The organism is Cobetia sp. AM6, from assembly GCF_009617955.1.
Classification (GTDB): domain Bacteria; phylum Pseudomonadota; class Gammaproteobacteria; order Pseudomonadales; family Halomonadaceae; genus Cobetia; species Cobetia amphilecti.
Window position 1 is genome coordinate 194613 of record NZ_AP021868.1, and the last position, 24785, is coordinate 219397.

Below are 24785 nucleotides of genomic sequence, written 5' to 3' on the forward strand. Positions count from 1 at the left end.
TCCGGGCAAGAAAAAGCCCCCGCCAGTGACCTGGCGGGGGCTTTTGCATATCTCCCTGCTCAAGATTGCGCGAGCAGGGAGGGTTCAGGCGGGGGTTCAGATATGTGAGCGATCAGCTGCGCTCGATGGCCAGCGCGACACCCTGACCGCCACCGATGCACAGGGTCGCCAGACCCTTCTTGGCATCACGTTCGATCATCTCGTGCACCAGCGAGACCAGCACACGGCAACCGGAGGCGCCGATCGGGTGGCCGAGGGCAATAGCGCCGCCATTGACGTTGACCTTGTCGACATCCCAGCCCAGCTCCTTGTTGACCGACAGGGCCTGGGCGGCGAAGGCTTCGTTGGCTTCGATCAGGTCGAGGTCTTCCAGGCTCCAGCCGGCCTTCTTGAGGCATAGGCGAGTCGCCGGCGCCGGGCCGATGCCCATGATCTTCGGATCAACACCCGCGTTGGAGTAGGCCTTGATGGTCGCCAGCGGCGTCAGGCCCAGCTCGCGGGCCTTGTCAGCGGAACACAGCATGACCACGGCAGCGCCGTCGTTGAGCGCCGAGGCATTGCCGGCGGTGACGGTGCCGTCCTTCTTGAAGGCCGGACGCATGCCGCCGAGCTTCTCGGCCGTGGTGCCGGCGCGCGGGTTCTCGTCGGTATCGAAGACGATCGGGTCGCCCTTGCGCTGCGGGATCTCGACCGGGACGATCTGGCCCTTGAAGCGGCCAGCTTCGATGGCTGCGCAGGCCTTCTGCTGAGAGGCGGCCGCGAAGGCGTCCTGGGCTTCACGGGTGATCTCGTATTTCTCGGCCAGATTCTCGGCGGTGATGCCCATGTGGATATCATTGAAGGCATCCCACAGACCGTCGTGGACCATGGAGTCGATCGCCTTCCAGTCGCCCATGCGCTTGCCGTCACGCGAGTTGGGCAGCACGTGCGGAGACAGGGACATGTTTTCCTGACCGCCGGCCAGAATCAGCTCGGCATCGCCGCAACGGATGGCCTGGGTGGCCAGGTGCAGCGCCTTGAGGCCAGACCCGCAGACCTTGTTGATGGTCATGGCGGGCACGCCTTCCGGCAAGCCTGCCTTGATGACCGCCTGACGTGCCGGGTTCTGACCGCATCCTGCTGTCAGCACCTGGCCCAGAAGCACTTCATCGACCTGATCGCCACTGACACCCGTGCTGGCGAGGATATCCTTGATGACATGTGCGCCGAGATCCGCGGCGGAAATGCCAGCCAGGCTGCCACCGAAGGCGCCTACGGCGGTACGACGGGCTGCTACGATCACCACATCCTGCATCTGAACGCTCCTGTTCTCTTGCGAGACTGTCTGAGTCAATTGGCTGCGACTATGGCCATGCCATCAAGCGGGCGAGGCGCAGTCCTGCTGAGGTGAGATTCCAGCATAAGGCAGTTTTGTGCGGTGCGGCAATCGCCAAAGGGCATCTCCAGTGTCAGCCTTTAGCCATACGTATCGCCTGTCCAGACGGCACGACGCCAGCGCTCTGGCAGGCAGGGCTGGCGTCGTGTTGGGGCGCTCGCGGCAGGCTCAAGGCCTGAAGGCATCAGCCCTCAGGGCGCGGAGCGGCAGGCAGCAAGGGGGGCTCAGGCCATCTGGACCGGGATGGCGTTGGCCGTATGGCTGACCTCGTTGCCTTCCATCAGATAGACCATGGAGGGCTTGTGCGCGTCCAGTTCGCTCTCGGCGTAGTGGGCGAAGGCGCAGATGATCACGCGGTCGCCGACATCGGCCTGGTGGGCTGCGGCGCCGTTCACCGAGATGATCTTCGAGCCTTCTTCGCCGCGAATGGCATAGGTGGTGAAGCGCTTGCCGTTGTCCACGTTGTAGATCTGGATCTGTTCATACTCACGAATGCCTGCCATGTCGAGCAGGTCGCCATCGATGGCGCAGGAGCCCTCGTAGTTGAGGACGGCGTGAGTCACGCGGGCCATGTGCAGCTTGGCCTTGAGCATGATGGCTTGCATCAGGATGTCTCCAGTTGAGCGCCGCCGGGCGCAGATCAAGGCCCTGGGACCAGGGCCATGGCGCGTATGGCGTGGCGGACAGTGCCACGCCAGGGTGCAAGGCGGCGCAGTCTAATCAGGCATCAGGCCACCGGCAAGGCGACCTTCAGGTTATCGAGCAGGCGCGTACGGCCCAGGTGTGCGGCGACCAGAATCACCGCCTCGCGCGTGTCATCCTCGACCGCCCCCAGGTCAGCCGCGCGGCGCAGCTCGAGATAGTCCGGCTTGAAGCCGCTCTCGCTGATGGCGGCCAGTGCCTCGCGCAGCGCCACATCACGCGCCACGCCCTGCTCAAGGCGAGCCTTCAGGGCATCGAGGCACTGCTTGAGACGCGGCGCGATGGCGCGCTCCTGCTCACTCAGGTAGCCGTTGCGTGATGACAGTGCCAGCCCATCCTCGGCACGCACGATGGGCACGCCGATGATCTCGATGCCGAAGTGCAGGTCGCGGTTGAGCTTGCGGATCACAGCCAGCTGCTGGAAGTCCTTCTCGCCGAAACAGGCGACTTCAGGGCGCACCAGATTGAACAGGATGCTGACGACGGTGGCGACGCCATCGAAGTGACCCGGACGGTTGCCGCCGCACAGGCCTTCGGAAACGCCCGGCACCTGCACGTTGCACAGTCCGTCGCGGCCCGCGGGGTAGAGTTCCGCCGTCGAGGGGGCGAACAGCAGGTCACATCCTTCTGCGGCCAGCGCATTCTGGTCGGCCTCGAGGGTGCGCGGATAGCTGTCGAGGTCTTCGCCGGGGCCGAACTGCAGCGGGTTGACGAAGATGCTCGCGACGACCATGTCGGCGTGGCGGCGCGCTTCACGGACCAGCGACAGGTGGCCGGCATGCAGGTTGCCCATGGTCGGCACCAGCGCGATACGCAGGCCATCGCGGCGCGCCTGGGCGAGTTGCTCGCGCAGGACGTTGATCTGGGAGACGGTTTTCATCAGAAGCCGTGCTCCGGCGCCGGGAAGCTGCGCGTCTTGACCGCCTGGTGGTAGGCGGCGAAGGCCTCCTGCACGTTGCCGGCATCGCTCATGAAATTCTTGACGAAGCGCGGCTTGCGGCCGGGCGTCAGGTCGAGCATGTCGTGCATGACCAGAATCTGGCCATCGACGTCCACGCCGGCACCGATGCCGATCACCGGCACCTCGACGGCATCACGAATGCGCGCGGCCAGCTCGGACGGCACGCATTCGAGCAGGATGATCGCGGCACCCGCGGCTTCCAGCGTGCGCGCATCGGCGATGATCTGTTCGGCGCGTGCCTCGTCGCGACCCTGTACCTTGTAGCCGCCGAAGGCATGCACGTGCTGTGGCGTCAGGCCCATGTGCACGCAGACCGGCACGCCACGCTGGACGAGCGCGGTGACGGCATCGGCCAGCCAGGCTTCGCCTTCGACCTTGACCATCTCGGCGCCGGCACGCATCAGACGCGCCGCATGATCGAGCAGGATGTCGGTGCTGGCATTGCTCATGAAGGGCAGGTCGGCCATCAGCAGGCTGCCTTGCTTGCCACGTGCCACGGCGGCGGTGTGGTAGCAGATGTCATCGATGGTGACGGGCAGGGTGCTGGTATGGCCCTGCAGGACCATGCCGAGAGAGTCGCCGACCAGCAGCACTTCAATGCCGGCATCGCTGGCAAGATGAGCAAAGGTGGCATCGTAGGCGGTGAGGCAACTGAACGTCTCACCATCGGCCTTGAGGCGGCGCAGGGTGCTCAGGGTGACGTTTTTCATCGGGACGCTTACTCGTTGCGGCGCGTATGACGCGGCTGCCCGTGGCGTCGAGCAGCCGCGATCGCGAGAAGGCCGCCGAGGGCGGACTGCGGGCGACACGGGCCGGTGTTACCAGAAAGTGTTACCGCACAGGCCAAAGTGGGCACGACGGTAACAAGATGGCGAAACTCTACTCCTGAGGTCCGAGGGGGAGCAAGTCATCGCCCTCAACTCGAGACGCCAGTATTTCGAGATTCTCCTCGCCCAGCACGCTGAGGCGCTGCGGGCCCAGCAGGTCAGCCAACGGACGCATCACGAAACCACGTTTGAGCATTTCGCGATGGGGCACGACGAGACGCGGCGTCGAGATCCTGCTGTCATTGAAGAGCAGCAGGTCCAGGTCCAGCGTGCGGGGCCCCCAGTGACGCAGCCGCACGCGGCGATGCTGCTGTTCCAGGGCTTGCAGTTGATCGAGCAGGGCGAGGGGAGACAGGCGGGTCGATAGCTCGGCGACGGCATTGACGAAGTCGGGCTGGTCCTGCGGGCCGACCGGCTTGCTGGCATACAGGCGAGAATGTCGCGTGCAGCGGGTCAGCGGCAGCCGGTCGAGAGCCTCAAGCGCGCGCTCCAGTTGAGCGCGCGGATCGTCAAGATTGGCACCGAGGCCAATCAAGGCTGTCGAAATCATGCGGAGTTCCTGCGTGGAGACGGCAGTGGCTCAGACGAGCCACTGCTCAGCCCTGGCCGCGACCATTGCGCCGACGCTTGCCGCGACGCTTGGTGCCGACCGGCTTGCTGCCGGCGGGGCCTTCATCGGAGACACCTTCGATCATCGTGACCTGGGTGCGAGCATCGACTTCCTGGAAGTCGGTCCACCACTTGCCCAGCCCCGGCTTCACTTCACCGGCGAATTCGCGCAGCAGCAGGAAGTCGTAGGCGGCGCGGAAGCGCGGATGCTCGCGGGTCTGGAAGGCGCGTTTGCCACGGCGACGCGGCAACTTGGCCTGCATGTCCCAGATCTCGCGCATCGGAATGCTGAAGCGCTTCGGGATCGAGGTATGGTTGAGCTGGCGAGCGATCGCCTGCTGAGCCGCCTGGTGGGCTGCCGGAATATCGGGCATGCCACTGGCGATCAGCTGGTCGGTACGCGCCTTGACGCCCGGCCACAGCAGGGCGGCATACAGGAAGGCCGGCGTGACCGGCTTGTCTTCGCGGATGCGGTCGTCCGTGCTGGCCAGCGCCTTCTCGATCAGCGGCATGGACCAGTGATAATGCGCGAAGCTCTCTTCCGTCTCGGGGAACAGCATCTGGAACAGACCAAACTCACGCAGGAGATGGAAGGTTTCCAGTGCATAGCCGGACATGAACAGCTTGAGCACTTCCTCGAACATGCGCGCCGGCGGAATCTGCAGCAGCAGCGGGGCCAGTTCGTACATCGGTTCGGCCGTGGCCTCCTCGATGTCGAAGTCCAGCTTGCCGGCGAAGCGGACGGCACGCAGCATGCGCACCGGGTCTTCGCGATAGCGTGTTTCCGGATCGCCGATCAGGCGAATCATGCGCGCTTCGATATCGCGTACACCATTGGCCCAGTCGTGGATCGTGAAGTCGGACACGTCGTAATAGAGGGCATTGATCGTGAAGTCGCGGCGCAGCGCGTCCTCCTCGATGGAGCCGAAGACGTTGTCACGCAGCAGCATGCCGTCTTCCGACTGCTGGGTATGCTGGCTGGGCGTGCTATCGGCCGGCTTGCCGCGGAAGGTGGTGACCTCGATCACCTCACGACCGAAGCGCACGTGCACGATACGGAAACGACGGCCGATGATGCGGGCATTGCGGAACAGCTCGCGGACCTGTTCCGGCGTGGCGTTGGTGGCCACGTCGAAGTCCTTGGGGCGTTGTCCGAGCAGGGCATCACGGATACAGCCACCGACCAGATAGGCCTGATATCCACCGCTTTGCAGGCGATAGAGTACCTTCAGCGCATTCTCGCTGAGCTGGCGGCGGGACACGGGATGCTCATCCCGCGGTATCACACGCAGGCTGGGCAATGGGGCCGCGGGCGCGTCAGTTGCATTGAAAAGCGTCTTCAAGCGGTCACCGGGGCGTTGTAGAAAGCGGGTAAATCCTTTGAGCATGCAGCGATTCGACTCGTGCGTGGCAGGCCGCCCAGTGTAGCCGAGGGCAGATACCTTGGCAAAGCGCCGGTCTGCCATCCAGGGGCCGACTCTGCACTTCAAGGCGTCTGACGAGGCGAAAATCACCTCTCAGACAAGGAAAAAGGGAGACCGATCACTCGGTCTCCCTTGCAGGTAGGGTACACGCATCCTTGAGCGGATGTTCTTTTTCGTGATGGCGCATCGCCCTGAATACGCACCACAGTCACAAATCAATGCAGACAGATCCTTCGTGTTGCAGATCATGTTGTTGTTGTCTGGCTGTCTGTTCGGTGACCATCTCGTATTCAAAACAATCTTCCATTCACCGACGGCTGAGTAGCCTCCCCCCGCGAGTTGTTGTTGTTTCGGGGGTGATCCGGGGTCGAGCCTGTTGTTCTTGTTGGTGCTCGAGGCCGGATTCGTCGCGTCCTGGTCAGTAGATTCCGGACTGCCGATATCTTGTTGTTGTTGGATCGGCGGATGATGAACTGCGGCCGTTTGTTCTTGTTTTGGCTCTTGCCTGTCACCACTCATGTAGTGAGGCATGCGGTTCATCATCAATGTCACGCGCTCGACGGGTATTGTTCTTGTTGGTGTCGAGGGTTTTCGAAGCATTGCGCGTTCTTGTTGTTGTTGGGCGCGCTTCGTATTTCCGGTTGTTCTTTTTCTTGACCGTGTTATTGCATCGGATGTGCCACAGCTTAAAAAAAACCAGCAATTCAGTCATTTAGACATAGGTCGCTGAGACGTGAGGTGTAGAGAGGTGCGAGGTGTTACCTGACGTGCCCATCGGTGCGCTGGATGGGGTCATGATTTGGGGTCGATGGTAACAATTGGTGCGAAGGTCTAACGAAGTGCCTTGCAAGCTAATGATTGAGCTGGGTTTTTTGCGAGTCTTTCGACACTAAAGTCTAGCGATGCCCTCGATGATGCGGGGATCTCTGGCAGGCAAGGTGGCGCCGCAGGCGGGTTGCTCGCTCGGAAGGGCACCTGCATGGTGCAGTAACTTCAGCGCAGTAACTTCAGCGCAGTAACTTCAGCGCAGTGACTTCTGTGCGCCAGCGTCAGTGCTCCAGCGTCGCTCCAGCTTCATTGCGCCGACATCAGTTTGCGGGAGAGCTGCGGCGGCCCTTGCGGCGTGGAATGCCCAGGCGCTGGCGTCGCTCCCAGAGGTTCTTGCGGCTGATGCCGAGGCGGCGTGCGAGCTCGGTCTCGCTCATGTGGTCCTGATGCTCGAGCACGAAGTGCTGGAAGTAGTCCTCCAGCGAAAGATCTTCCTCTTCACCGGCATCGCCGACCACCGAGAGGCCGCTGCGTGGGGTGTCCGCAGGCGGTGGCTGGCCCTTGTCCTGTTGGCCGGCCGCGGGCTGACCTGTCACAGGCGCTGAGGCCGTCTCGGGACTTGCGTCCCTGGCGGCGCCTTTCACTGTGCCTTTCATCGACCCTTTCATTGCTCCTTTCGCCGCCCCTTTACCCGCTGTCTTAGGTGCCTGAGCAGTGGATGGAGGCACCGGGTCTGCCGTTGCGGTGGGCGCTGCCTGAAGCGGCTGCCCTGAGGGCGTGCGCAGGCCGAGGTCTTCCGGGGCGATGATGCGGCGCTCCGCCAGGATGACGCCACGCTCGAGGGCGTTTTCCAGCTCACGGACATTGCCGGGCCAGGCGTAGTGATGGATTTCCTGACGCGCCCGCTGAGAGAGCCGCATGCCGTCACGGCCATGCTTGCGGGCGATGCCGGCCAGCAGGTGCTCGGCCAGTTCCAGTACGTCATCGCCACGCTCACGCAGGGGCGGCAGGTCGATCTCCATCACGTTCAAGCGGTAGTAGAGGTCGAGGCGGAACTCGCCGCTGGCCGACAGCTGATGCAGGTTGCGATGGGTCGCGGCGATGAGGCGGATGTCGACGTAGCGCGTCTCGATGGCCCCCACGCGGCGAATCTCGCCCTCCTGCAGCACCCGCAGCAGACGTGCCTGGGCATCCAGCGGCAGTTCGCCGATCTCATCCAGGAACAGTGTGCCGCCGTCGGCGGCTTCGATCAGACCGGTGCGCGAGCTGGTGGCGCCGGTGAAAGCGCCTTTTTCATGGCCGAACAGCTCGGACTCGATCAATGTCTCGGGAATGGCGGCGCAGTTGACGCAGATCAGCGGCGCCTGATGGCGTTCGCTCTGACGGTGAATGGCGCGCGCGACCAGCTCCTTGCCGGTGCCGGACTCACCGAGCACCAGCACGGTGACATCGGCGGGCGCAACCTTGCGGATGCGGGTATAGACCTGTTGCATGGCGCGACAGTGGCCAATCATCTCCACCGGCTTGTTGGCCGTGCCAGCATGCGCCTGGGGCGGAGGGGGCGCGGCACTCGGCGCCCCCTGGCGTGGCAGCGACAGCGCATCGCGCACGCTGCGCGCGAAGGCCTGCTGATCGAACGGCTTGGGCAGATAGTCGGCTGCCCCTGCCTTCAGACAGCCGATGGCGGCGTGCAGGCTGGGGTTGTCGGCCAGCAGCAGCACGGGAGTTGGCCGGCTGGCACGCAGGATCGGGTCGGCATGCTCTCCGGCCAGTTCACTGTCACAGATCACCAGCGCGAAGTCGGCAGGGTGCTGCAGACGGGCATCCTCCAGGCCGCTGGCCTGCACCACGTCGTGACCCTCGCGCTCCAGCAGATGCTGCAGCGTGTTGCGCGAAGCACCTTCCTTTTCGACGATCAGAATCCGGGCCATGGGGTGATGTCGCTCGCCTGAGGGTGTGCATGAGGGAATGACTGTCGCCCGAGTCTGTCCTGTTCCCACAGGGGAGGCAATCCGACAATCGTGGCTGTTGTCAGGCGTCCCGAGTGCATGGCGTGCCTGGTCTCAGCTTCCCTCAACTTCCCTCAGCTGCCCTCAGCGGTCCTTGCCATTGGAGTAGTGGCCGCACTGAGTGACGGCGCGGTGCCGACCGCTGTGAGTGACCAGCGAGGAGTGGCGTGGGCGAGTTGTTCAGCGGGGCTGGCGGTCGCCAGTTCGGGCGGCGGCGCCTGACCGAGCAGCGTCAGGGTATGGTGCAGCAGCGTTCGAATCGCGCTGGCGTCTTCCGGCAGGGCCGGTGCCAGATTCTGCTTGGAGAGCTTCTGGCCATTGTCGGCCGTGATCAGCGGCAGGTGCGTCAGGCGCGGCATCGGCAGGTCGAGCGCGGCCTGCAGCAGACGTTGCCAGGGGCTGTTGTCGAGCAGATCGAGCCCGCGCACGACATCGGTGATGCCCTGCTCGGCGTCATCCACCACCACAGCCAGCTGATAGGCCCACAGGCCATCGCGTCGCTTGAGCACCACATCGCCGAGCGCGGCGAGATCCAGCTGGACCGCGCCCTGCAGGCGGTCCTGCCAGCCAGCTATGGCCCGGGCGCCGCCGAAGCGCTCTGCCGCACGCACATCCAGCCGCCAGGCATGCTCGCCCGCGGGCGGTTCGGCTCGCTCTCGGCACCAGCCGGGGTAGATGGCGTGCTCGCGCCACTGCTTGCGCGAGCAGTCACACGGGTAGGCGATACCACTGGCCTTCAGTTGCTCGAGTGCCTCGGCGTAGGCGGTGTGACGCTGGCTCTGATAGCGGAGCTCGCCATCGCGCTGCAGGCCGAAGGCATCCAGCTGGCGCAGGATGGTATCGGCGCTCCCGGCGGGGCAGCGCGGTGGGTCGATATCCTCGATACGCACCAGCCACTCGCCGCCGTGATGGCGGGCATCGAGATAGCTGGCGACGGCGGCCAGCAGTGAGCCCGCATGCAGCGGGCCGGAAGGGGTAGGGGCAAAGCGGCCACGGTAGGCGGTAGGCATGTGGGCTCCGTCATCCTTCGTGGTGGGGAATTCGCAGGCAGCAGGGCCTGAACGCATACGGGCACCGCTCCGAGGAGGGTGCCCGTATGGGGGATGAGGGCGACGGCCTGACGTCGCTTCATCGACAGCAGGGCTTAGCGGCCCAGCTGCTTTTCCTTCAACTCGGCCAGCGTCTTGCAGTCGACACACTGGGTAGCGGTCGGACGTGCTTCCAGACGACGAATGCCGATCTCGACGCCGCAGGCTTCGCAGAAGCCGTAGTCGTCTTCATCGATGTTCTCGATGGTCTCGTTGATCTTCTTCAACAGCTTGCGCTCGCGATCACGTGTTCTCAGTTCGAGGCTGAAGCCTTCTTCCTGAGTGGCACGGTCTGCAGGGTCCGCGTAGTTGTTGGCATCTTCCTGCAAGTGACGCACGGTGCGATCGACCTCTTCCATCAGCTCCTGTTTCCAGTCCAGCAGGATCTGACGGAAGTGCGCTAGCTGCTTCTCGTTCATGTACTCTTCACCCGCTGCCGGCTCATACGGGGTGAATTTCTTAAGCGCTTCCGGCTTGGTTTCAGCTAAGGGCATGGGACCGCCTCATTCCGCAAGGTGACTTGGGCCGTCGACAGTCTGTTGCACTGCCTCCTTGGCCACGGCGAGGGGGCTGTCCTGACTGCTGCCCTCGCGAGAAGATCAGCTTATTTAGCGTAAAAATGACAAGTTTGCAACCGATCTCCGACGATAGTTTGTAGCGGGCAGTGGTCCGGCGTGTACCGGCAAACACCGATTTTCCTGCACGAAGGGGCTGGGAATGGGCCTTGGCAGGCGCCTAGAATGAAGCTCCCATCCTGAGGAGTGTTGTCATGCCGTTTGCCCGCCGCCTTGAATCCGTCGCTGCCTTTCGCGTGATGACGCTGCTGGAAGCCGCCCAGGCACGCGAGGCCGCGGGCCATGACGTCATTCATCTGGAAGTGGGCGAGCCCGACTTCCCGACCCCCGCGCTGGTGATCGCCGCCGGGCAGGCGGCGCTGGCGGCCGGTCAGACGCGCTACACCCCTGCCTGCGGCCTGCCGGCCCTGCGCGAGGCCATCGCGGCAGACTATCAGCGCCGCCACGGCGTCACGGTGTCTCCCTCCCGTATCATCATCACGCCCGGCGCCTCCGGTGCCTTGCTGCTGGCCACATTGCTGTGCGCCGAACGTGGCGACAGCGTGTTGATGGCCGACCCGACCTACCCCTGCAATCGCCACTTCATGGGCCTGGTGGATGCCCAGCTGGATGTGGTGCCCGTCAATGCCGAGAGTGGCTGGCAGCTGACCGCCGAACTTGCCGATGATTTCTGGCGCGAGAACACGCGGGCCGTGATGGTGGCATCGCCCTCCAACCCCACCGGACACGTGCTGTCGCCCGAGGAATTGAAGGCGCTGGGCGAGCTGTGCCAGACGCGTGATGCGCACCTGCTGGTGGATGAGATCTATCAGGGGCTGACCTATGGCGTGCCTGCGCACACCGCACTGGCGGAGTGCCCCGATGCCTTCGTCATCAACAGCTTCTCGAAATACTTCGGCATGACGGGCTGGCGACTGGGCTGGCTGGTGGCGCCGGAAGCCGCGGTCGAGCCATTGTCACGCCTGGCGCAGAATGTCTTCCTGGCTGCCTCGACGCCTGCCCAGCATGCGGCGCTGGCGGCCTTCACGCCGGAATGCGAAGCAGAGCTCGAGCGTCGTCGGCAGGTGCTCGAAGCCCGCCGTGGCGTGCTGCTGGCCGGGCTCGAACGCCTGGGGCTGGCGCCGTCGGTGCCGCCGCAGGGCGCCTTCTACGTCTGGCTGGATATCTCGCATCTGAGTGATGACAGCGAGGCCTTCTGCCGCGCACTGCTGGAAGAAGAGAATGTCGCCATCACGCCGGGCACGGACTTCGCGCTGGCCGAAGGGCGTCGCCATGTGCGTATCGCCTTCACCGCCGATGAGGCGCGTCTGCGCGAGGCCCTGGCCCGCATGGAGCGCTTCCTTGAGCGGCGTGCCACTCAGGCGGGAGTGTCGGCTTGATGGAGCTTGAGGGGCTGTATCGTGGTCGTCTGATCCGTCGCTACAAGCGCTTCTTCGCCGAGGTGGAGCTGCTCGAGGGTGAGCGGGCCGGTGAAGTGGTGACGGCGCATTGCCCGAATACCGGCTCGATGCGCGCGGTGTGCGTCGAAGGCTGTGAGGTATGGCTATCGCCGTCCGACAACCCCAAGCGCAAGCTCGCCTGGACCTGGGAGCTGATTCGCCTGCCTCTGGACTCGCCCGGCGCTGACGGTCGGCGTGAGGCCTTGGTGGCGGTGCATACCGGACGTGCCAATGCCCATGTCGAGGCGGCGCTGCAGCAGGCCAGCGTCAGCGTGCTGCGCGACATGGGGCTCGCCGACTTTGCGCGCCTCAAGCGCGAGTCGCGTGTCGAGGTCCTGCTGCCGGGCAATGACATCCCGGAGCGCTCACGGCTCGATTTCCAGATGTGGCCGAGCGAGGAGGGCGCGGCCTCGATCTATCTGGAAGTCAAGCAACTGACGCTGCGTGAATCCGACGGTCACGGCTATTTCCCGGACTCGGTGAGTACGCGTGCACAGCGTCATCTGGCCAGCCTCGCGGCGCTGGTCGCAGCAGGCCACCGCTGCGTGCTGGTGTCCTGTGTCGCCCATGACGGGATCGAGGATGTCGCACCGGCGGCGCATCTCGACCCGGCCTATGCACAGGCCTTTGCCCAGGCGCAGGCCGCCGGTGTCGAAGTGCTGGCGCTGGGCATGCAGATCACGCTCGAGGAGTCTCTTTCAGATGCGGGTCAGCCACTGTGGCGAGCAAGACTGGGTCTGACGCGCGCGCTGCCACTGCATGACGCGCGCTTTGCTGGCTGATCAGGTCGCTGGCGCTCAGCCTGTCAGTCAGCGCTCGTCTCTCTCTATAATCTCTCTATCATCTCTCCCTCATTTCTCCACCGCTGCCTGCGGCCTCCCACAGCAGCAGCTGTGCTGGTGAGGCGTCGTTGTGCACCAGCTCAACGTCCAACGCGGTCAAGCGTTGGCCGACGCAGGGTCCGCTGATGCAGGTGCCGTGATGCGGTTCGAAACAGGCCTGATGGCGGTGGCAGAGGATCAAGCCGCCGGTCGCGTCCATGTAGGGATCGCCAGTCTCGTCTTCGGTCAGCATTCGGCTGCCCTGGTGCGGGCAGCGGTCGAGGAAGGCGCGCGGGCCGTCGGGTTGCATCACCAGCAAGGCCGGTCGGCCATCATCGAGTGTCAGTGTCATGCTGCAGCCGACGGGCAGTGGTGGCAGCGGCAGTCTCAAGCACAGCCTGGATGAGGGCCCTTGGGGGAGTGTTGGTGGCCTTTCGGACATGAGGGGGCTCGCATCGGGTATCATGGCAGCGTTGGCACGCTCTCTTGTGGTCTTTTACCGTGTCTTGCCGCTTCATTCCATGCCGGGTCATCTTCATGTCGCTATTTCGCCGCTCGATCACTTCCAGCTTCCGCTCCAGCAACGAATCCGAGACGCCTGAGCGCACGGCCGGGGTGAGCCGTCGCCAGTTGCTGGCCGGCATGGTCGCCTCGGCGGGCGGGCTTTCCGTGCTGGGCACGGCACTGAGAAGCCCGCTCGCACAGGCCGCTCAGCCAGCCAACGGGCCGTTGCCACCGCTGCCGGCCTGGCATGATCCCAAGGCGTCCCATCCGCTGCTGGGCAGCATTCTGGTCGCGGAGGGCAACCGTCGTCTGTCGCCAGCGGCGCTGGTCGATTGGAGTCAGGCGCACTCGATGGTGCTGCTGGGCGAGCATCACGACAATCCGGACCATCACCAGCTGGAACGCTGGTTGATCGATGCGCTGGTCGCGCGGCGTCAGCTGGGCGGTGTGGCGCTGGAGATGCTGGACACGACCCAGGATGCCGCCTTGTCGCTGGCCAACCGCACCTCGCTTGCGGTCGCGGGATTGCCGGATGACGAGCTTCAGCAGCTGCTGGCCTGGAATGCGCGCTGGCCCTTCACCGACTACGCCCCTCTGCTGCGCGGAGCACTGGACAGTGGCGCGCCGCTCGCCTCTGCCAGCCTGTCGGCGGCACAGCTGGAGGCCAGCATGGCACCGGGACAGTCGCCGTTGGCGCTCCCGGAAGCGGTACTGCGCCTGCAGCGTGAGGCGCTGGATGAAGGCCATTGCGGCCTGCTGGGTGCAGAGCGCCTGGATGCGATGCTGCGTGCGCAGCTGGCGCGGGATCAGCAGATGGCAGAACGCCTGGAGGGCATGGCGGCCGACGGCGCCACCAGCCTGCTGGTGTGTGGCTCCGGTCATGCCCGTCGCGATATCGGCGTGCCGCGCTGGCTGGATGGCAGCACGCTGTCCGTGGCGCTGATGCCGGTGGCCTGGGATGACGCGGGCCAACCGCTGACACATCTCACCGATTATCTGCCCGAAAGCGCCGGTGCGGCGCCGGCCTATGATCTGGTGTGGTTCACGCCGGCGACGGCGCCAGTCGCGGATGCCTGTGAAGGCCTGCGTGAGACGATGCAGACGACCGTCAGCTAGCGGTCAGTCAGGCCCTGCTTAGTCAGCCCCCGGACATCAGCAACATAACTGCGGCCTGAATTGCCGGCATGAAAAAGGCACCTCTCGGAGGTGCCTTTTTCGTTGGTGCGACCTGAACAGTGATGCGATCAGGCGTTCTTGAGATCCGACGCGCTATCGGCACGCCGACGCGGTGCCTTCTGCGGCGTTTCGTCTTTGTGACTGTCGTTGTGGCCGTCTTTATGGCTATCGTTGCTGCCGGCCTGCTCACGGAAGCGGTCTTCGATATAGGTGATGCGCGTGCGGCCGTGGGGCACCGGCTTGAAGTCGGCATCGACACTGACCAGCACGATGCGGTCGATGGTCAGGATGCGCTCGCGGGTGATCTTGTTGCGGATCTCGACGCACAGCGAGATCGAGGTGCGACCGAAGGCGCTGGCGGTGATGCCCAGTTCGATGATGTCGCCCTGACGCGCGCTGGAGACGAAATTGATCTCCGACATGAACTTGGTGACCACGCGCGAGGTGCCCAGTTGGACGATGGCGTAGATGGCCGCTTCTTCATCGATCCAGGCCAGCAGGCGTCCACCGAACAGGGTGCCGTTGGGGTTGAGATCTTCAGGCTTGACCCACTTGCGGGTATGGAAGTTCATGCACTCTCTCCTCGGGATGCCGGCGCACCTCACCGGAAGTGCGAGCCGTGATCCTCAGCTGCGTTTACCCCGAAAGTATATAGACTTTAGTTGCGACTGTCTGTGCATGGTCCGGATAGCGCAGCGCTATCGCGGCGCGGAAGAATTGCTGGCGTCATGACGCGAAACGGCCGACAGGAGTGTCCTGTCGGCCGTCTTCTTGCGGTGCCTGGCGCTTGGTCTGTGGCGACTGCTGTAGGGTGCCTGAACTCAGCGCTGGTCGGGCGGGCAGTTGTCGCGACAGACGCGGAAGATGGCCACTTCCCCGAACAGGTTCGGCCACCAGGTCGCCGCCGGGTGTGGCTCGTGATCGCCATTGCCGACCGCGCGATCGATGATCTTGAGGCCCTGGGCGCGACACAGGCGCTCGAAGTCCGCGAAGGTCGACAGGTGGATGTTCGGCGTGTCGTACCAGGCGTGAGGCAGCGACTTGGAGACCGGCATGCGCCCCTTCATGCCCAGGTGCAGGCGGTGACGCCAGTAGGCGAAGTTGGGGAAGGTGATGATGGCCTCACGCGAGACGCGCATCATCTCCTCCAGCGCACGGTCCGGGCGACGCAGTACCTGCAATGCCTGGGACATCACCACGCGATCGAAGGTGTCATCGGCGAAGTTGGCCAGGCCGTCATCGACATTCTGCTCGATGACGTTCACGCCACGGGCGACACAGGCGCTGATGTTGTCGGGGTCGATCTCCAGGCCATAGCCGAAGACCTGCTTGGTCTCCTTGAGGGAGGCCAGCAGGGTGCCGTCACCGCAGGCGAGGTCCAGCACGCGCGCGCCTTCGGGAATCCAGTCATGAATCTGGGCGAGGTCGTTACGCATGGCTGGTCTCCTTGGTGCTCGGCTTTTGCGTGGCTTGCGCGCCACAGGCGTGGTCGTAAGCGCGAGTCAGGAAGTTGCCCAGCACCGTTTCGTAGCGTTCGCCCGGCAGCAGGAAGGCATCATGGCCGTGTGGCGAGTCGATGTTGGCGTAGCTGACCGACTTGCCGGCATGGATCATGGCATTGACCAGCTCGCGAGAGCGTGACGGCGCGAAGCGCCAGTCGGTGGTGAAGCTGACTACCAGTACCGGGCAGCTGATCGGCGCCATGGCCGCGGACAGGTCATCGCCTGCCGTGGCGGCAGGATCGAAGTAGTCGAGCGCCTTGGTCATCAGCAGGTAGGTATTGGCATCGAAGGCGGTGGAGAAGGTATCGCCCTGGTGGCGCAGATAGCTCTCGACCTGGAAGTCGACGTCGTAACCGAAGTTGAGGCGGTCCTGACGCAGATCACGCCCGAACTTGGTGCCCATCGAATGCTCGGAAAGATAGGTGATGTGACCGACCATGCGCGCCAGTTTGAGGCCGCGCTTGGGCACGGCATCGACACGCGAGTACCAGCCGTCATGGAATTCCGGGTCAGAGCGAATCGCCTGACGCGCGACTTCATTGAAGGCGATGTTCTGCGCCGAGAGTTTCGGCGTGCAGGCGATGATGGCGACGTGACCGACGCGATCAGGGTGATCCATCACCCACTGCAGCGCCTGCATGCCACCCAGCGAGCCACCGACCACCGCCGCGAAGCGGGTGATGCCGAGAGACTCGGCGAGGCGTTTCTGGCTCTCGACCCAGTCCGGCACGGTCACCAATGGGAAGTCAGGCCCCCATTGCTCGCCCGTCTCCGGGTTGATCGAGGTCGGGCCGGTACTGCCGTGGCAGCCGCCGATGTTGTTCAGCGCGATGACGAAGAAGCGCGAGGTATCAATGGGCTTGCCGGGGCCGATGTAGTCGTCCCACCAGCCAGGCTTGCGGTCGCTCATGGCATGATAGCCGGCCGCATGATGGTGGCCGGTGAGGGCATGACAGATCAGGATGGCGTTGCTGGCGTCCGCGTTCAGCTCGCCGTAGGTCTCGTAGACCAGCGAGTACTGCTCGAGGCGTCTGCCGCAGGCCAGCTCCAGCGGGGTATTGAAGTGGGCAGTCTGAGGCGTGACGAGACCGACCGAATCCGGGGGCAGGGAATCAGGCATCGTGGTGAAGGTTTCCAGCATCATGTCCAGCAGAGTGTTCGGGGCAAGGCCCGTGTCCGGGGCGCGAAGCCGCGGTGATGCGCCTTGTGGGCGTCTCGTGCACCGTGGTTCTGGCTTCGGCCGAGGGCTCACTCTAGCACAGCGTGCGCACGCGTGATCCAGTGACGCGCGATGCAAGAGCGCCCGCCACGGGAGTCCGTGGCGGGCGCTGATCTCGTCGGCCTGCGCGCTGGGCGCATGCGAGCCAATCTTGCTGGCGGAGCGCCGGCTTAACTGAAGGCGCTGCGCAGCATGCCCAGTGACGGCAGGGTCTGGTTGATCAGGCTGCCGACCAGATTGAGCGCGATGAACACGAAGATCGGAGACAGATCGAGCATGCCGATCGACGGGATCACCTTGCGCACCGGCTTCATGATCGGATCGACCAGCTGGTGGACCAGGATGGCGCCCGGGTGGTTGGCCTGCGGTGCGACCCACGACAGGATGATCATCGCGATCAGGGCGAAGAAGTAGATGTTGATGATGCTGTCGAGAATGGTGCCCAGTGCCGTCAGCGCGATGAAGCCGACCGGCAGCATGCCGCCACCGAACAGGGCGCCGATCGCGACCAGCACCAGACTGACGACGATGAAGGCCGCGGCCAGGGTGGCGATGTCGAAGCGACCCAGCGGGCGCAGAATGCCCTGCAACGGGGCCACCAGCGGGTTGGTCGCCTTGACCACTGACTGGGTGACCGGGTTGTAGAAGTCCGCGCGGGACAGCTGCAGCAGGAAGCGCAGCATCAGGATGTAGACAAACAGTTGCAGCAGGATGGTGACCAGCTGAAGTCCGATATTACCCATAGCACCCATGGGGCTTTCCTTAAGACGGTGAGAAGTGGGCGCGCGATAGTGCACGCGTCATGCCGCTAGCATGCCAACAACAGATGAACAGCGCATGATGGCCTGTTGTGACCCGGGCTGCCAGCGGCCTGCAGGAGTTGTCAGTGGAGCAGAGGCTGTCAGCGATCCAGCTCGCGGGCAAGCTCGGCGGCGCGCACGCTGGAGGCCTTGGCGGCGCGCTCGACGATCTCGCGCAGGCCATCCTCCTCGAAGCTGTTGATGGCGCGCTCCGTGGTGCCATTCGGCGAGCACACGCGGCGGCGCAGCTCGGCAGGCTCATGCTCGCTGGAGAAGGCCATCTCGGCGGCACCGCGGGCGGTCTGGATCGCCAGGCGGCGCGCGGTCTCGGCGTTCAGTCCCAGCTCGATACCTGCCGCTTCGAGTGACTCGATGAACAGGAAGAAGTAGGCCGGGCCGGAACCGGAAATGCCGGTGACGGCTTCCAGCAGACCTTCTTCCTCGACCCACTCGACGATACCGAGCGCAGTCAGCATCTCATCCATCAAGCCGCGTTGCTCCTCCGTCACCTGGGCGGTGGCATAGAGGCCGCTGGCACCGACACCGACCAGTGACGGCGTATTGGGCATGCAGCGGATGATGGCGAGGTCGCCGCCCAGCCAGCGCTCGAGGCTGTCGCAGGTGATGCCGGCCGCGACCGAGACGATCAGCGGCTTGCGGTTCTGCACCGCAGGGGTCAGTGCCTGGCAGACGTCATGCATCATCTGCGGCTTGACGCCCAGCACCACCACATCGGCTTGCGAGACGGCATAGGCGTTGTCCTGGGTCGTGCTCACGCCGTAGCGCTGCTCGAGGGCATCGAGTGTCTCGCGCGAGCGGGCCGTGGCGATGATGCGGTCCGCGGGATAGCCGGCATCGACCATGCCGCCGAAGATGGCGCTGGCCATGTTGCCGGCGCCGATGAAGGCGATGGTGCGCGGTGTAGCGGTGCTCTGGTGCGTCATGCGGTGCTCCTGATCATTCAGTGGGAGGGCTGGCGGCAAGCTCGAGAGCCTTGCATCAGCGAGCGTTGGGCTCAGTGGACGTGGGAATAGTCACGTGTGCCGAAGATGGCAGTGCCGAGGCGTACCAGCGTCGCACCTTCAGCGACGGCGGCCTCAAGATCCGCGCTCATGCCCATCGAGAGCGTATCGAGCCGAGCCTGCGGGTAGCTGGCGGCAGGGAAGCGCGTCTGCAGTTGCTCCAGCAGCTCGCGCAGCTGGCGGAAGGGCGCACGGCGCTCGGTCTCACTGGCATCGGCGGCGCAGGGGGCCGGAATCGCCATCAGGCCGCGCAGACGCAGTCCGGGCAGCGCGATCACCGTCTCGGCCAGCGCCAGCAGTTCCTGCGGTGCCACGCCAGCCTTGGAGGTTTCGCCGGAGATATTGACCTGCAGGCAGACATCGAGCGCGCCAAGCTCATCGGGGCGCTGCTCACTCAGGCGGCGTGCGATCTTCTCGCGTTCCACGGTATGCACCCAGGCGAAGTGCTCGGCAATGGCGCGCGTCTTGTTGGACTGGATGGGGCCGATGAAATGCCATTCGATATCGGTGAGGTCCGACAGCGCCTGCTGCTTGTCCAGCGCTTCCTGCAGGTAGTTCTCGCCAAAGGCCCGCTGGCCGGATTGCCAGGCTGCGCGCACCAGCGTGGCGGGTTTGGTCTTGCTGACGGCCAGCACTTGCGCCGAATCAGCGTTGCGTTTACTTGTCTGCAATGCCTTTTCCAGCCGCGCGCGGGCCTCTAGGATACACTGGGTAACACAAGCTTCGTCGTCGGGGACTGCGGTCATGCGGCTCGGCTCCAGAATTTGCGGAACTACCTGGCGATGGCTGGCACGGTATCAGGCGTGTCATCAATAGCATGAGCGTGACAGGCCTGGTGACATGGTGCCCATCGCACTATCTACTGAAGAGCCACTTCACACTTTCACCAGAGTACACAAGACTCGTTGGTACAAGAGCTTCGGTCTTCGCGAGGGAACTGCATGGATATTACCGAACTGCTGGCTTTTTCGGCAAAACAGAACGCGTCGGATCTTCACCTGTCCGCTGGTTTGCCACCGATGATTCGTGTCGACGGTGATGTGCGGCGCATCAACGTGCCGTCAATGGATGACAAGCAGGTGCGCGCGCTGATCTACGAGATCATGAACGACAAGCAGCGCCGTGACTTCGAGGAATTCCTCGAGACCGATTTCTCCTTCGAGGTGCCGGGTGTCTCGCGCTTTCGTGTCAACGCCTTCCATCAGGGGCGTGGCGCGGGGGCCGTCTTCCGTACCATCCCCTCGGAAGTGCTGACGATGGAGGATCTGGGGCTCGGTGAAGCCTTCCGCAAGATGTGCATGCTGCCGCGCGGCCTGATTCTTGTCACCGGGCCGACCGGCTCCGGTAAATCCACCACGCTGGCGGCGATGGTCGATTACATCAACGAGAACAAGTACGACCACATCCTCACCATCGAGGACCCGGTGGAATTCGTGCACCAGTCCAAGCGATGTCTGGTCAACCAGCGTGAAGTGCACCGTGATACCCACGGCTTCGCGCCCGCGCTGCGTTCGGCGCTGCGTGAAGACCCGGATGTCATTCTGGTCGGCGAGCTGCGAGATCTCGAGACCATCCGCCTGGCGCTGACCGCGGCCGAGACGGGCCACCTGGTGTTCGGCACCCTGCACACCACCTCCGCGACCAAGACCGTCGACCGTATCATCGACGTCTTCCCCGGCGAGGAGAAGTCGATGGTGCGCTCGATGCTGTCCGAGTCCCTGCAGGGCGTCATCGCCCAGACACTGCTCAAGAAGATCGGCGGTGGCCGAGTGGCGGCTCACGAGATCATGATCGCGACGCCTGCCATTCGTAACCTGATCCGCGAGGACAAGGTGGCGCAGATGTATTCCTCCATCCAGACCGGTGGCGCCCTGGGCATGCAGACACTGGATGCAGCGCTGACGCGTCTGTTGGCGGAAGGGCTGGTGACCAATGAAGATGCTCAGGCGAAAGCCAAGGGCTTGTTGAACTGAATTCGCCAGGAGTACCGACAATCACGTTGCAGGTAGGTGGGGCAGGGGCCGGAACACGTCAACTTTCCAGGTTCATGGGACGGCATTTCAGCGCGAGGCCTTGGGCGCGACTCTCAAGGCGCATATCGGGATACAACTCATGACTCCTCATGAATGGCTGCATGAACTTCTGCAGTTGATGGTCAGCAAGGGCAGCTCGGACCTGTTCATCTCCACCGGCACACCGCCGCAGATGAAGGTCAATGGCCGCATGGTGGCGCTGGGTGACAAGAAGCTGAGTGTCGATCAGGTGAGAGAGCTGGTGCTCGCACCGATGAGTGACATGCAGCGAGAGCGCTTCGAGGAAGAGCGCGAGGCCAACTTCGCGCATAGCTTGCCGGGAGTCGGACGTTTCAGGATTAGCGCCTTCTACCAGCGCAGCCAGATGGGCATGGTGATTCGCCGCATCCAGCTGTCGATTCCCAGCCTGGAAGAGTTGCGGCTGCCGGAGATCATCAAGGGGCTTTCCGAGACCAAGCGTGGTCTGGTGATCTTCGTCGGCGGTACCGGCGCCGGCAAGTCGACCTCGCTGGCGGCGATGATCCAGCACCGCAACCAGACCTCGAGCGGGCATATCATCTGCATCGAAGACCCGATTGAGTATATCCACCCCCACCAGCGCTCCATCGTGACGCAGCGTGAAGTGGGGATCGATACCGAGTCCTTCGAGGTGGCACTGCGCAATACGCTGCGTCAGGCGCCGGACGTGATCATGATCGGTGAGATCCGCTCGCGTGAGACCATGGAGCACGCGCTGACCTTCGCCGAGACCGGTCACCTGTGTCTTGCGACGTTGCATGCCAACAATGCCAACCAGGCGCTGGACCGCATCATCCACTTCTTCCCGGAGGAGCGTCATGAACAGGTGTGGATGGATCTGTCGCTGAACCTCAAGGGCATCGTGGCCCAGCAGCTGTTGCCTCACAAGAGTGGCAACACCACCCAGCGCGTGCCGGCCATTGAGGTGATGCTGCGTTCGCCGCTGATCGTCGACCTGATCCGCAAGGGCGCGGTGGTCGAGATCAAGGACGTCATGAAGCGCTCGCAGCAGCAGGGCATGATGACTTTCGATCAATCGCTGTACGCCTTGCATCAGCAGGGCTTGATCACCGAGGAAGTGGCATTGGCGCATGCCGATTCCGCCAATGACCTGCGCCTGATGATCAAGTTCGGTGATTCCGACAGCGCCCAGGAAGCCCAGCTGGATGTCCTGAATGCCGCCAGTCGCTTCTCGCTGCAAGGGGATGACGACTGAGGCGTGTCGGTGATGCCAGCTGTCGGTGACGCTAGCATAGTGATCGGCCAATCAAGAGCCGCCCTTCTTCTGAGGAAAAGGGCGGCTTTTTCGTATTCGATGAGGATCAGCGAGCGTAGAGGCCGCCCAGCACTCTCGGGCCGCTCGCGCCGGTCACGCTGGGCAGGTTGCCGGGGCGCTCCAGTACTCTGCGCGCCGCGAGCCAGGCAAAGGCGCTGGCTTCGAGCAGGTCTGCGTTCCAGCCCATGTCAGCGCAGGACACGAGGGGCGTCGCTTGCTCGCCTTGCGCCAGGCGCTGCTCCAGCTGCGTGAGCAGGGCGCCATTGCGTGCCCCGCCACCACAGGGAGTCAGCGCGGCCAGTGACACGCCGGTCTGCTCCAGTGCCTGCACGATGCTCTCGACAGTCAGGCTCAGGAGCGTGGCCTGCACGTCGGCCGGTGCCTCGTCGCCGGTCAGGTGCTGTGCCAACCAGTCGAGATGGAAGTCTTCGCGGCCAGTGCTCTTGGGAAGGGGGCGGCGGAAGTAATCGGCCGACAGCAATCTCTCGAGCAAGTCAGGAATCACCTTGCCGCTGGCGGCCCATTGGCCGTCCTGATCCACCGCGGTGCCACGATGACGCGCATGCCAGGCATCCAGCAGGCAGTTGGCGGGGCCGGTGTCGAAGCCGATGACGTCAGCCGTGGAATTCTGAGGGGGAAGTAGCGTCAGATTGGCGATGCCGCCCAGATTGAGCAGCCCATGCCATTGGTCTGGCTGACTGAAAAGAGCAGCGTGGAAGGCAGGCGCCAGCGGGGCCGCCTGACCGCCAGCGGCCAGATCACGGCGCCGGAAGTCAGCGACGACGGGAATGCCGCACAGCTCGGCCAGCAGGCTGGGGTTGTCGAGCTGCAGGGTGTAGGGCGTGTGGCATGGCCGGTCGCTGAAACCGTAGGGGCGATGCTCGATGGTCTGGCCATGGCTGCCAATCGCCGTGACATCGTCTGCACTCAGCTGCTGGCGGGTCAGCAAGCGCGTCACTGCGCTGGCGGCCAGTTCGGCCAACGCCTTCTCGGCGGCGGCGAGGTCGGCGAAGCATGCCTCATCACAATGCATCAGCTGCCAGAGACGAGTCCGCAGTGTCTCGGGCAGCGGCAGATCGAGCCCATCAATGAAGCGAATCCGTTCGTGGTCTGGCGAGGAGGGGGTGATATCGAGCAAGGCGATATCGAGTCCGTCCAGGCTGGTGCCGGTCATCAAGCCAAGGTAGAGCGCCATTGGGGGTCTCCCGATCATTGGGGGCGTGCAACAGGGGGGGGAAGCTTGTGAGCACGCCGCTCTGCGGCAGGGGGTGCATGCCATGCTCGTCATGCTAACATTCTCGGCCAACATGCCCCGTTACGAGGGGAGCAGCAACGGTCAGAGAGGGCAGGATGAGCGACAAGTCAGTAGTGGAAGCGCTGGAGATCATCAAGCGCGGTACCGATGAGGTGCTGGTCGAGGAAGAGCTGATCAAGAAGCTCGAGTCCGGGCGCAAGCTCAAGGTCAAGGCAGGCTTTGATCCGACGGCGCCGGACCTGCACCTCGGTCATACGGTGCTGATCAACAAGCTGCGCCAGCTGCAGGACCTCGGTCACGAGATCATCTTCCTGATCGGTGATTTCACCGGCCGCATCGGCGACCCCACCGGCAAGAGCGTGACGCGCAAGCCGCTGACCGAAGAGGATGTGAAGGCCAACGCCCTGACGTATCAGGAGCAGGTCTTCAAGATCCTCGACAAGGAGAAGACGCGCATCGCCTTCAACTCCGAATGGATCAACAAGCTCACCGCGGGTGACATGATCGAGCTGGCGGCCTCCAGTACGGTCGCGCGCATGCTCGAGCGTGACGATTTCGACAAGCGCTATACCGGCAATCAGCCGATCTCCATCCACGAGTTCCTCTACCCGCTGATCCAGGGGTATGACTCCGTGGCACTGGAAGCGGACATCGAGCTTGGCGGTACCGATCAGAAGTTCAATCTGCTGATGGGGCGTGAGCTGCAGCGCCAGCGCGGCCAGGAGCCGCAGGTCGTGATCACCATGCCGATCCTTGAGGGCCTGGATGGCGTGCAGAAGATGTCCAAGTCGCTGGGCAACTACATCGGCATCAACGACCGCCCGGGCGAGATGTTCAACAAGATCGTCTCCATGCCGGATTCGCTGATGTGGCGTTACTTCGAGCTGCTGTCGCTGCGTCCTCTCGATGAAGTGAAGGCGCTGATGGCCAGCATCGACGACGGTGCCAACCCGCGTGATATCAAGATGGAGCTGGCGCGCGAGCTGGTGGCACGCTTCCACGATGAAGAAGCGGCGGCGACGGCGCACCTCTCCAGCGGCAATCAGCTGGCCGACGGCGAGTTGCCGGCGGACATGCCGGATGTCACCGTCAGCCTGGAAGGCGCCGAGGTGGCGCCGATCGCGGCGGTCATCAATCGTGCGGGCCTGGCCAACAACAGTGCCCAGGCCAAGGACATGCTCAAGAATGGTCGCGTGAAAGTGGATGGCGAAGTGGTCGAGCCTTCCTATATGGCACCTTTCGATACTGCCATCGTCATCCAGGCCGGCAAGAAGCGTTACGCACGAGTGACCGTGACGCGCTGAGGTACTGAGGGATACTGAAAGGTATTGAGAAGACGCTGGCGTATGTCGCCTCCCGTTCGGCCCCACCATGTCTGGTGG

General features: G+C 63.9%; 24 protein-coding genes. 6 read left to right on the forward strand and 18 right to left on the reverse strand.

Going from position 1 to position 24785, the window contains the following annotated elements:
- Nucleotides 1-112: 112 nt before the first annotated feature.
- The 10 genes from CLAM6_RS00900 to dksA form a co-directional block, all read right to left on the reverse strand.
- Complete coding sequence (locus tag CLAM6_RS00900) at nucleotides 113-1294, reverse strand: acetyl-CoA C-acetyltransferase (RefSeq protein ID WP_043333407.1); 1182 nt, start codon at nucleotides 1292-1294, stop codon at nucleotides 113-115.
- Between the two features lie 305 nt (nucleotides 1295-1599).
- Nucleotides 1600-1980: an aspartate 1-decarboxylase gene (panD, locus tag CLAM6_RS00905; RefSeq protein ID WP_043333409.1), complete on the reverse strand. Its 381-nt coding sequence runs from the start codon at nucleotides 1978-1980 to the stop codon at nucleotides 1600-1602.
- A 122-nt stretch (nucleotides 1981-2102) separates the two neighbouring features.
- Nucleotides 2103-2957, reverse strand: a complete 855-nt coding sequence (panC, locus tag CLAM6_RS00910) for a pantoate--beta-alanine ligase (RefSeq protein WP_153635065.1) — start codon at nucleotides 2955-2957, stop codon at nucleotides 2103-2105.
- Nucleotides 2957-3748 carry a 3-methyl-2-oxobutanoate hydroxymethyltransferase gene (gene panB, locus CLAM6_RS00915; protein WP_153635066.1) on the reverse strand — a complete coding sequence of 264 codons (792 nt, stop codon included), beginning with the start codon at nucleotides 3746-3748 and terminating at the stop codon, nucleotides 2957-2959. The genes panC and panB overlap by 1 nt, the downstream gene beginning before the upstream one ends.
- 169 nt (nucleotides 3749-3917) lie before the next feature.
- Nucleotides 3918-4415, reverse strand: coding sequence for a 2-amino-4-hydroxy-6-hydroxymethyldihydropteridine diphosphokinase (folK, locus tag CLAM6_RS00920; protein ID WP_054556450.1), 498 nt, complete (start codon nucleotides 4413-4415; stop codon nucleotides 3918-3920).
- Between the two features lie 46 nt (nucleotides 4416-4461).
- Nucleotides 4462-5862: a polynucleotide adenylyltransferase PcnB gene (gene pcnB / locus CLAM6_RS00925; protein WP_043333418.1), complete on the reverse strand. Its 1401-nt coding sequence runs from the start codon at nucleotides 5860-5862 to the stop codon at nucleotides 4462-4464.
- Nucleotides 5863-5991: 129 nt separating this feature from the next.
- Nucleotides 5992-6498: a hypothetical protein gene (locus CLAM6_RS00930; RefSeq protein ID WP_152965404.1), complete on the reverse strand. Its 507-nt coding sequence runs from the start codon at nucleotides 6496-6498 to the stop codon at nucleotides 5992-5994.
- 488 nt (nucleotides 6499-6986) lie between these two features.
- A complete protein-coding gene (locus CLAM6_RS00940; RefSeq protein WP_242007726.1) occupies nucleotides 6987-8597 on the reverse strand; it encodes a sigma-54-dependent transcriptional regulator in 1611 nt (536 codons plus the stop codon).
- A 152-nt stretch (nucleotides 8598-8749) separates the two neighbouring features.
- Nucleotides 8750-9685: a tRNA glutamyl-Q(34) synthetase GluQRS gene (gene gluQRS / locus CLAM6_RS00945; protein ID WP_153635067.1), complete on the reverse strand. Its 936-nt coding sequence runs from the start codon at nucleotides 9683-9685 to the stop codon at nucleotides 8750-8752.
- A gap of 134 nt (nucleotides 9686-9819) precedes the next feature.
- Nucleotides 9820-10257: an RNA polymerase-binding protein DksA gene (gene dksA / locus CLAM6_RS00950; RefSeq protein ID WP_043333424.1), complete on the reverse strand. Its 438-nt coding sequence runs from the start codon at nucleotides 10255-10257 to the stop codon at nucleotides 9820-9822.
- Between the two features lie 275 nt (nucleotides 10258-10532).
- Here dksA and CLAM6_RS00955 point away from each other — a divergent pair, with 275 nt between their 5' ends.
- Together CLAM6_RS00955 and sfsA are read left to right on the forward strand one after the other, a co-directional pair.
- Complete coding sequence (locus CLAM6_RS00955) at nucleotides 10533-11717, forward strand: aminotransferase class I/II-fold pyridoxal phosphate-dependent enzyme (protein ID WP_153635068.1); 1185 nt, start codon at nucleotides 10533-10535, stop codon at nucleotides 11715-11717.
- Complete coding sequence (sfsA, locus tag CLAM6_RS00960) at nucleotides 11717-12559, forward strand: DNA/RNA nuclease SfsA (protein WP_153636750.1); 843 nt, start codon at nucleotides 11717-11719, stop codon at nucleotides 12557-12559. Before CLAM6_RS00955 ends, sfsA begins: the two co-directional genes overlap by 1 nt.
- 58 nt (nucleotides 12560-12617) lie before the next feature.
- Here the strand turns inward: sfsA and CLAM6_RS00965 are convergent, their stop codons facing one another.
- Nucleotides 12618-12950 carry a Rieske (2Fe-2S) protein gene (locus CLAM6_RS00965; protein ID WP_172978610.1) on the reverse strand — a complete coding sequence of 111 codons (333 nt, stop codon included), beginning with the start codon at nucleotides 12948-12950 and terminating at the stop codon, nucleotides 12618-12620.
- 185 nt (nucleotides 12951-13135) lie between these two features.
- On the opposite strand from CLAM6_RS00965, the gene CLAM6_RS00970 reads away from it, so the two are divergent.
- A complete protein-coding gene (locus CLAM6_RS00970) occupies nucleotides 13136-14218 on the forward strand; it encodes a ChaN family lipoprotein (protein ID WP_153635070.1) in 1083 nt (360 codons plus the stop codon).
- A 128-nt stretch (nucleotides 14219-14346) separates the two neighbouring features.
- Here CLAM6_RS00970 and CLAM6_RS00975 read toward each other — a convergent pair whose 3' ends face one another.
- The 6 genes from CLAM6_RS00975 to CLAM6_RS01000 form a co-directional block, all read right to left on the reverse strand.
- Nucleotides 14347-14850, reverse strand: coding sequence for an acyl-CoA thioesterase (locus CLAM6_RS00975; protein WP_153635071.1), 504 nt, complete (start codon nucleotides 14848-14850; stop codon nucleotides 14347-14349).
- 249 nt (nucleotides 14851-15099) lie between these two features.
- Complete coding sequence (metW, locus tag CLAM6_RS00980; RefSeq protein ID WP_153635072.1) at nucleotides 15100-15714, reverse strand: methionine biosynthesis protein MetW; 615 nt, start codon at nucleotides 15712-15714, stop codon at nucleotides 15100-15102.
- Nucleotides 15707-16900, reverse strand: coding sequence for a homoserine O-succinyltransferase MetX (metX, locus tag CLAM6_RS00985; RefSeq protein WP_153635073.1), 1194 nt, complete (start codon nucleotides 16898-16900; stop codon nucleotides 15707-15709). Before metX ends, metW begins: the two co-directional genes overlap by 8 nt.
- A 269-nt stretch (nucleotides 16901-17169) precedes the next feature.
- Entirely contained in the window at nucleotides 17170-17751 is a 582-nt protein-coding gene (locus CLAM6_RS00990; RefSeq protein WP_043333437.1) for a YggT family protein, read from the reverse strand.
- 149 nt (nucleotides 17752-17900) lie between these two features.
- Nucleotides 17901-18743, reverse strand: a complete 843-nt coding sequence (gene proC, locus CLAM6_RS00995; protein ID WP_153635074.1) for a pyrroline-5-carboxylate reductase — start codon at nucleotides 18741-18743, stop codon at nucleotides 17901-17903.
- A 71-nt stretch (nucleotides 18744-18814) separates the two neighbouring features.
- Nucleotides 18815-19567, reverse strand: coding sequence for a YggS family pyridoxal phosphate-dependent enzyme (locus tag CLAM6_RS01000; RefSeq protein ID WP_153635075.1), 753 nt, complete (start codon nucleotides 19565-19567; stop codon nucleotides 18815-18817).
- Between the two features lie 195 nt (nucleotides 19568-19762).
- Here CLAM6_RS01000 and CLAM6_RS01005 point away from each other — a divergent pair, with 195 nt between their 5' ends.
- Complete coding sequence (locus CLAM6_RS01005) at nucleotides 19763-20794, forward strand: type IV pilus twitching motility protein PilT (RefSeq protein WP_153635076.1); 1032 nt, start codon at nucleotides 19763-19765, stop codon at nucleotides 20792-20794.
- Nucleotides 20795-20933: 139 nt separating this feature from the next.
- Nucleotides 20934-22088 carry a PilT/PilU family type 4a pilus ATPase gene (locus CLAM6_RS01010; RefSeq protein ID WP_043333447.1) on the forward strand — a complete coding sequence of 385 codons (1155 nt, stop codon included), beginning with the start codon at nucleotides 20934-20936 and terminating at the stop codon, nucleotides 22086-22088.
- A 106-nt stretch (nucleotides 22089-22194) separates the two neighbouring features.
- Here the strand turns inward: CLAM6_RS01010 and CLAM6_RS01015 are convergent, their stop codons facing one another.
- A complete protein-coding gene (locus CLAM6_RS01015) occupies nucleotides 22195-23343 on the reverse strand; it encodes an anhydro-N-acetylmuramic acid kinase (RefSeq protein WP_043333449.1) in 1149 nt (382 codons plus the stop codon).
- A 155-nt stretch (nucleotides 23344-23498) separates the two neighbouring features.
- Between CLAM6_RS01015 and tyrS the strand changes: the two genes are divergently transcribed.
- Nucleotides 23499-24707 carry a tyrosine--tRNA ligase gene (tyrS, locus tag CLAM6_RS01020; protein WP_043333452.1) on the forward strand — a complete coding sequence of 403 codons (1209 nt, stop codon included), beginning with the start codon at nucleotides 23499-23501 and terminating at the stop codon, nucleotides 24705-24707.
- Nucleotides 24708-24785 lie beyond the last annotated feature (78 nt).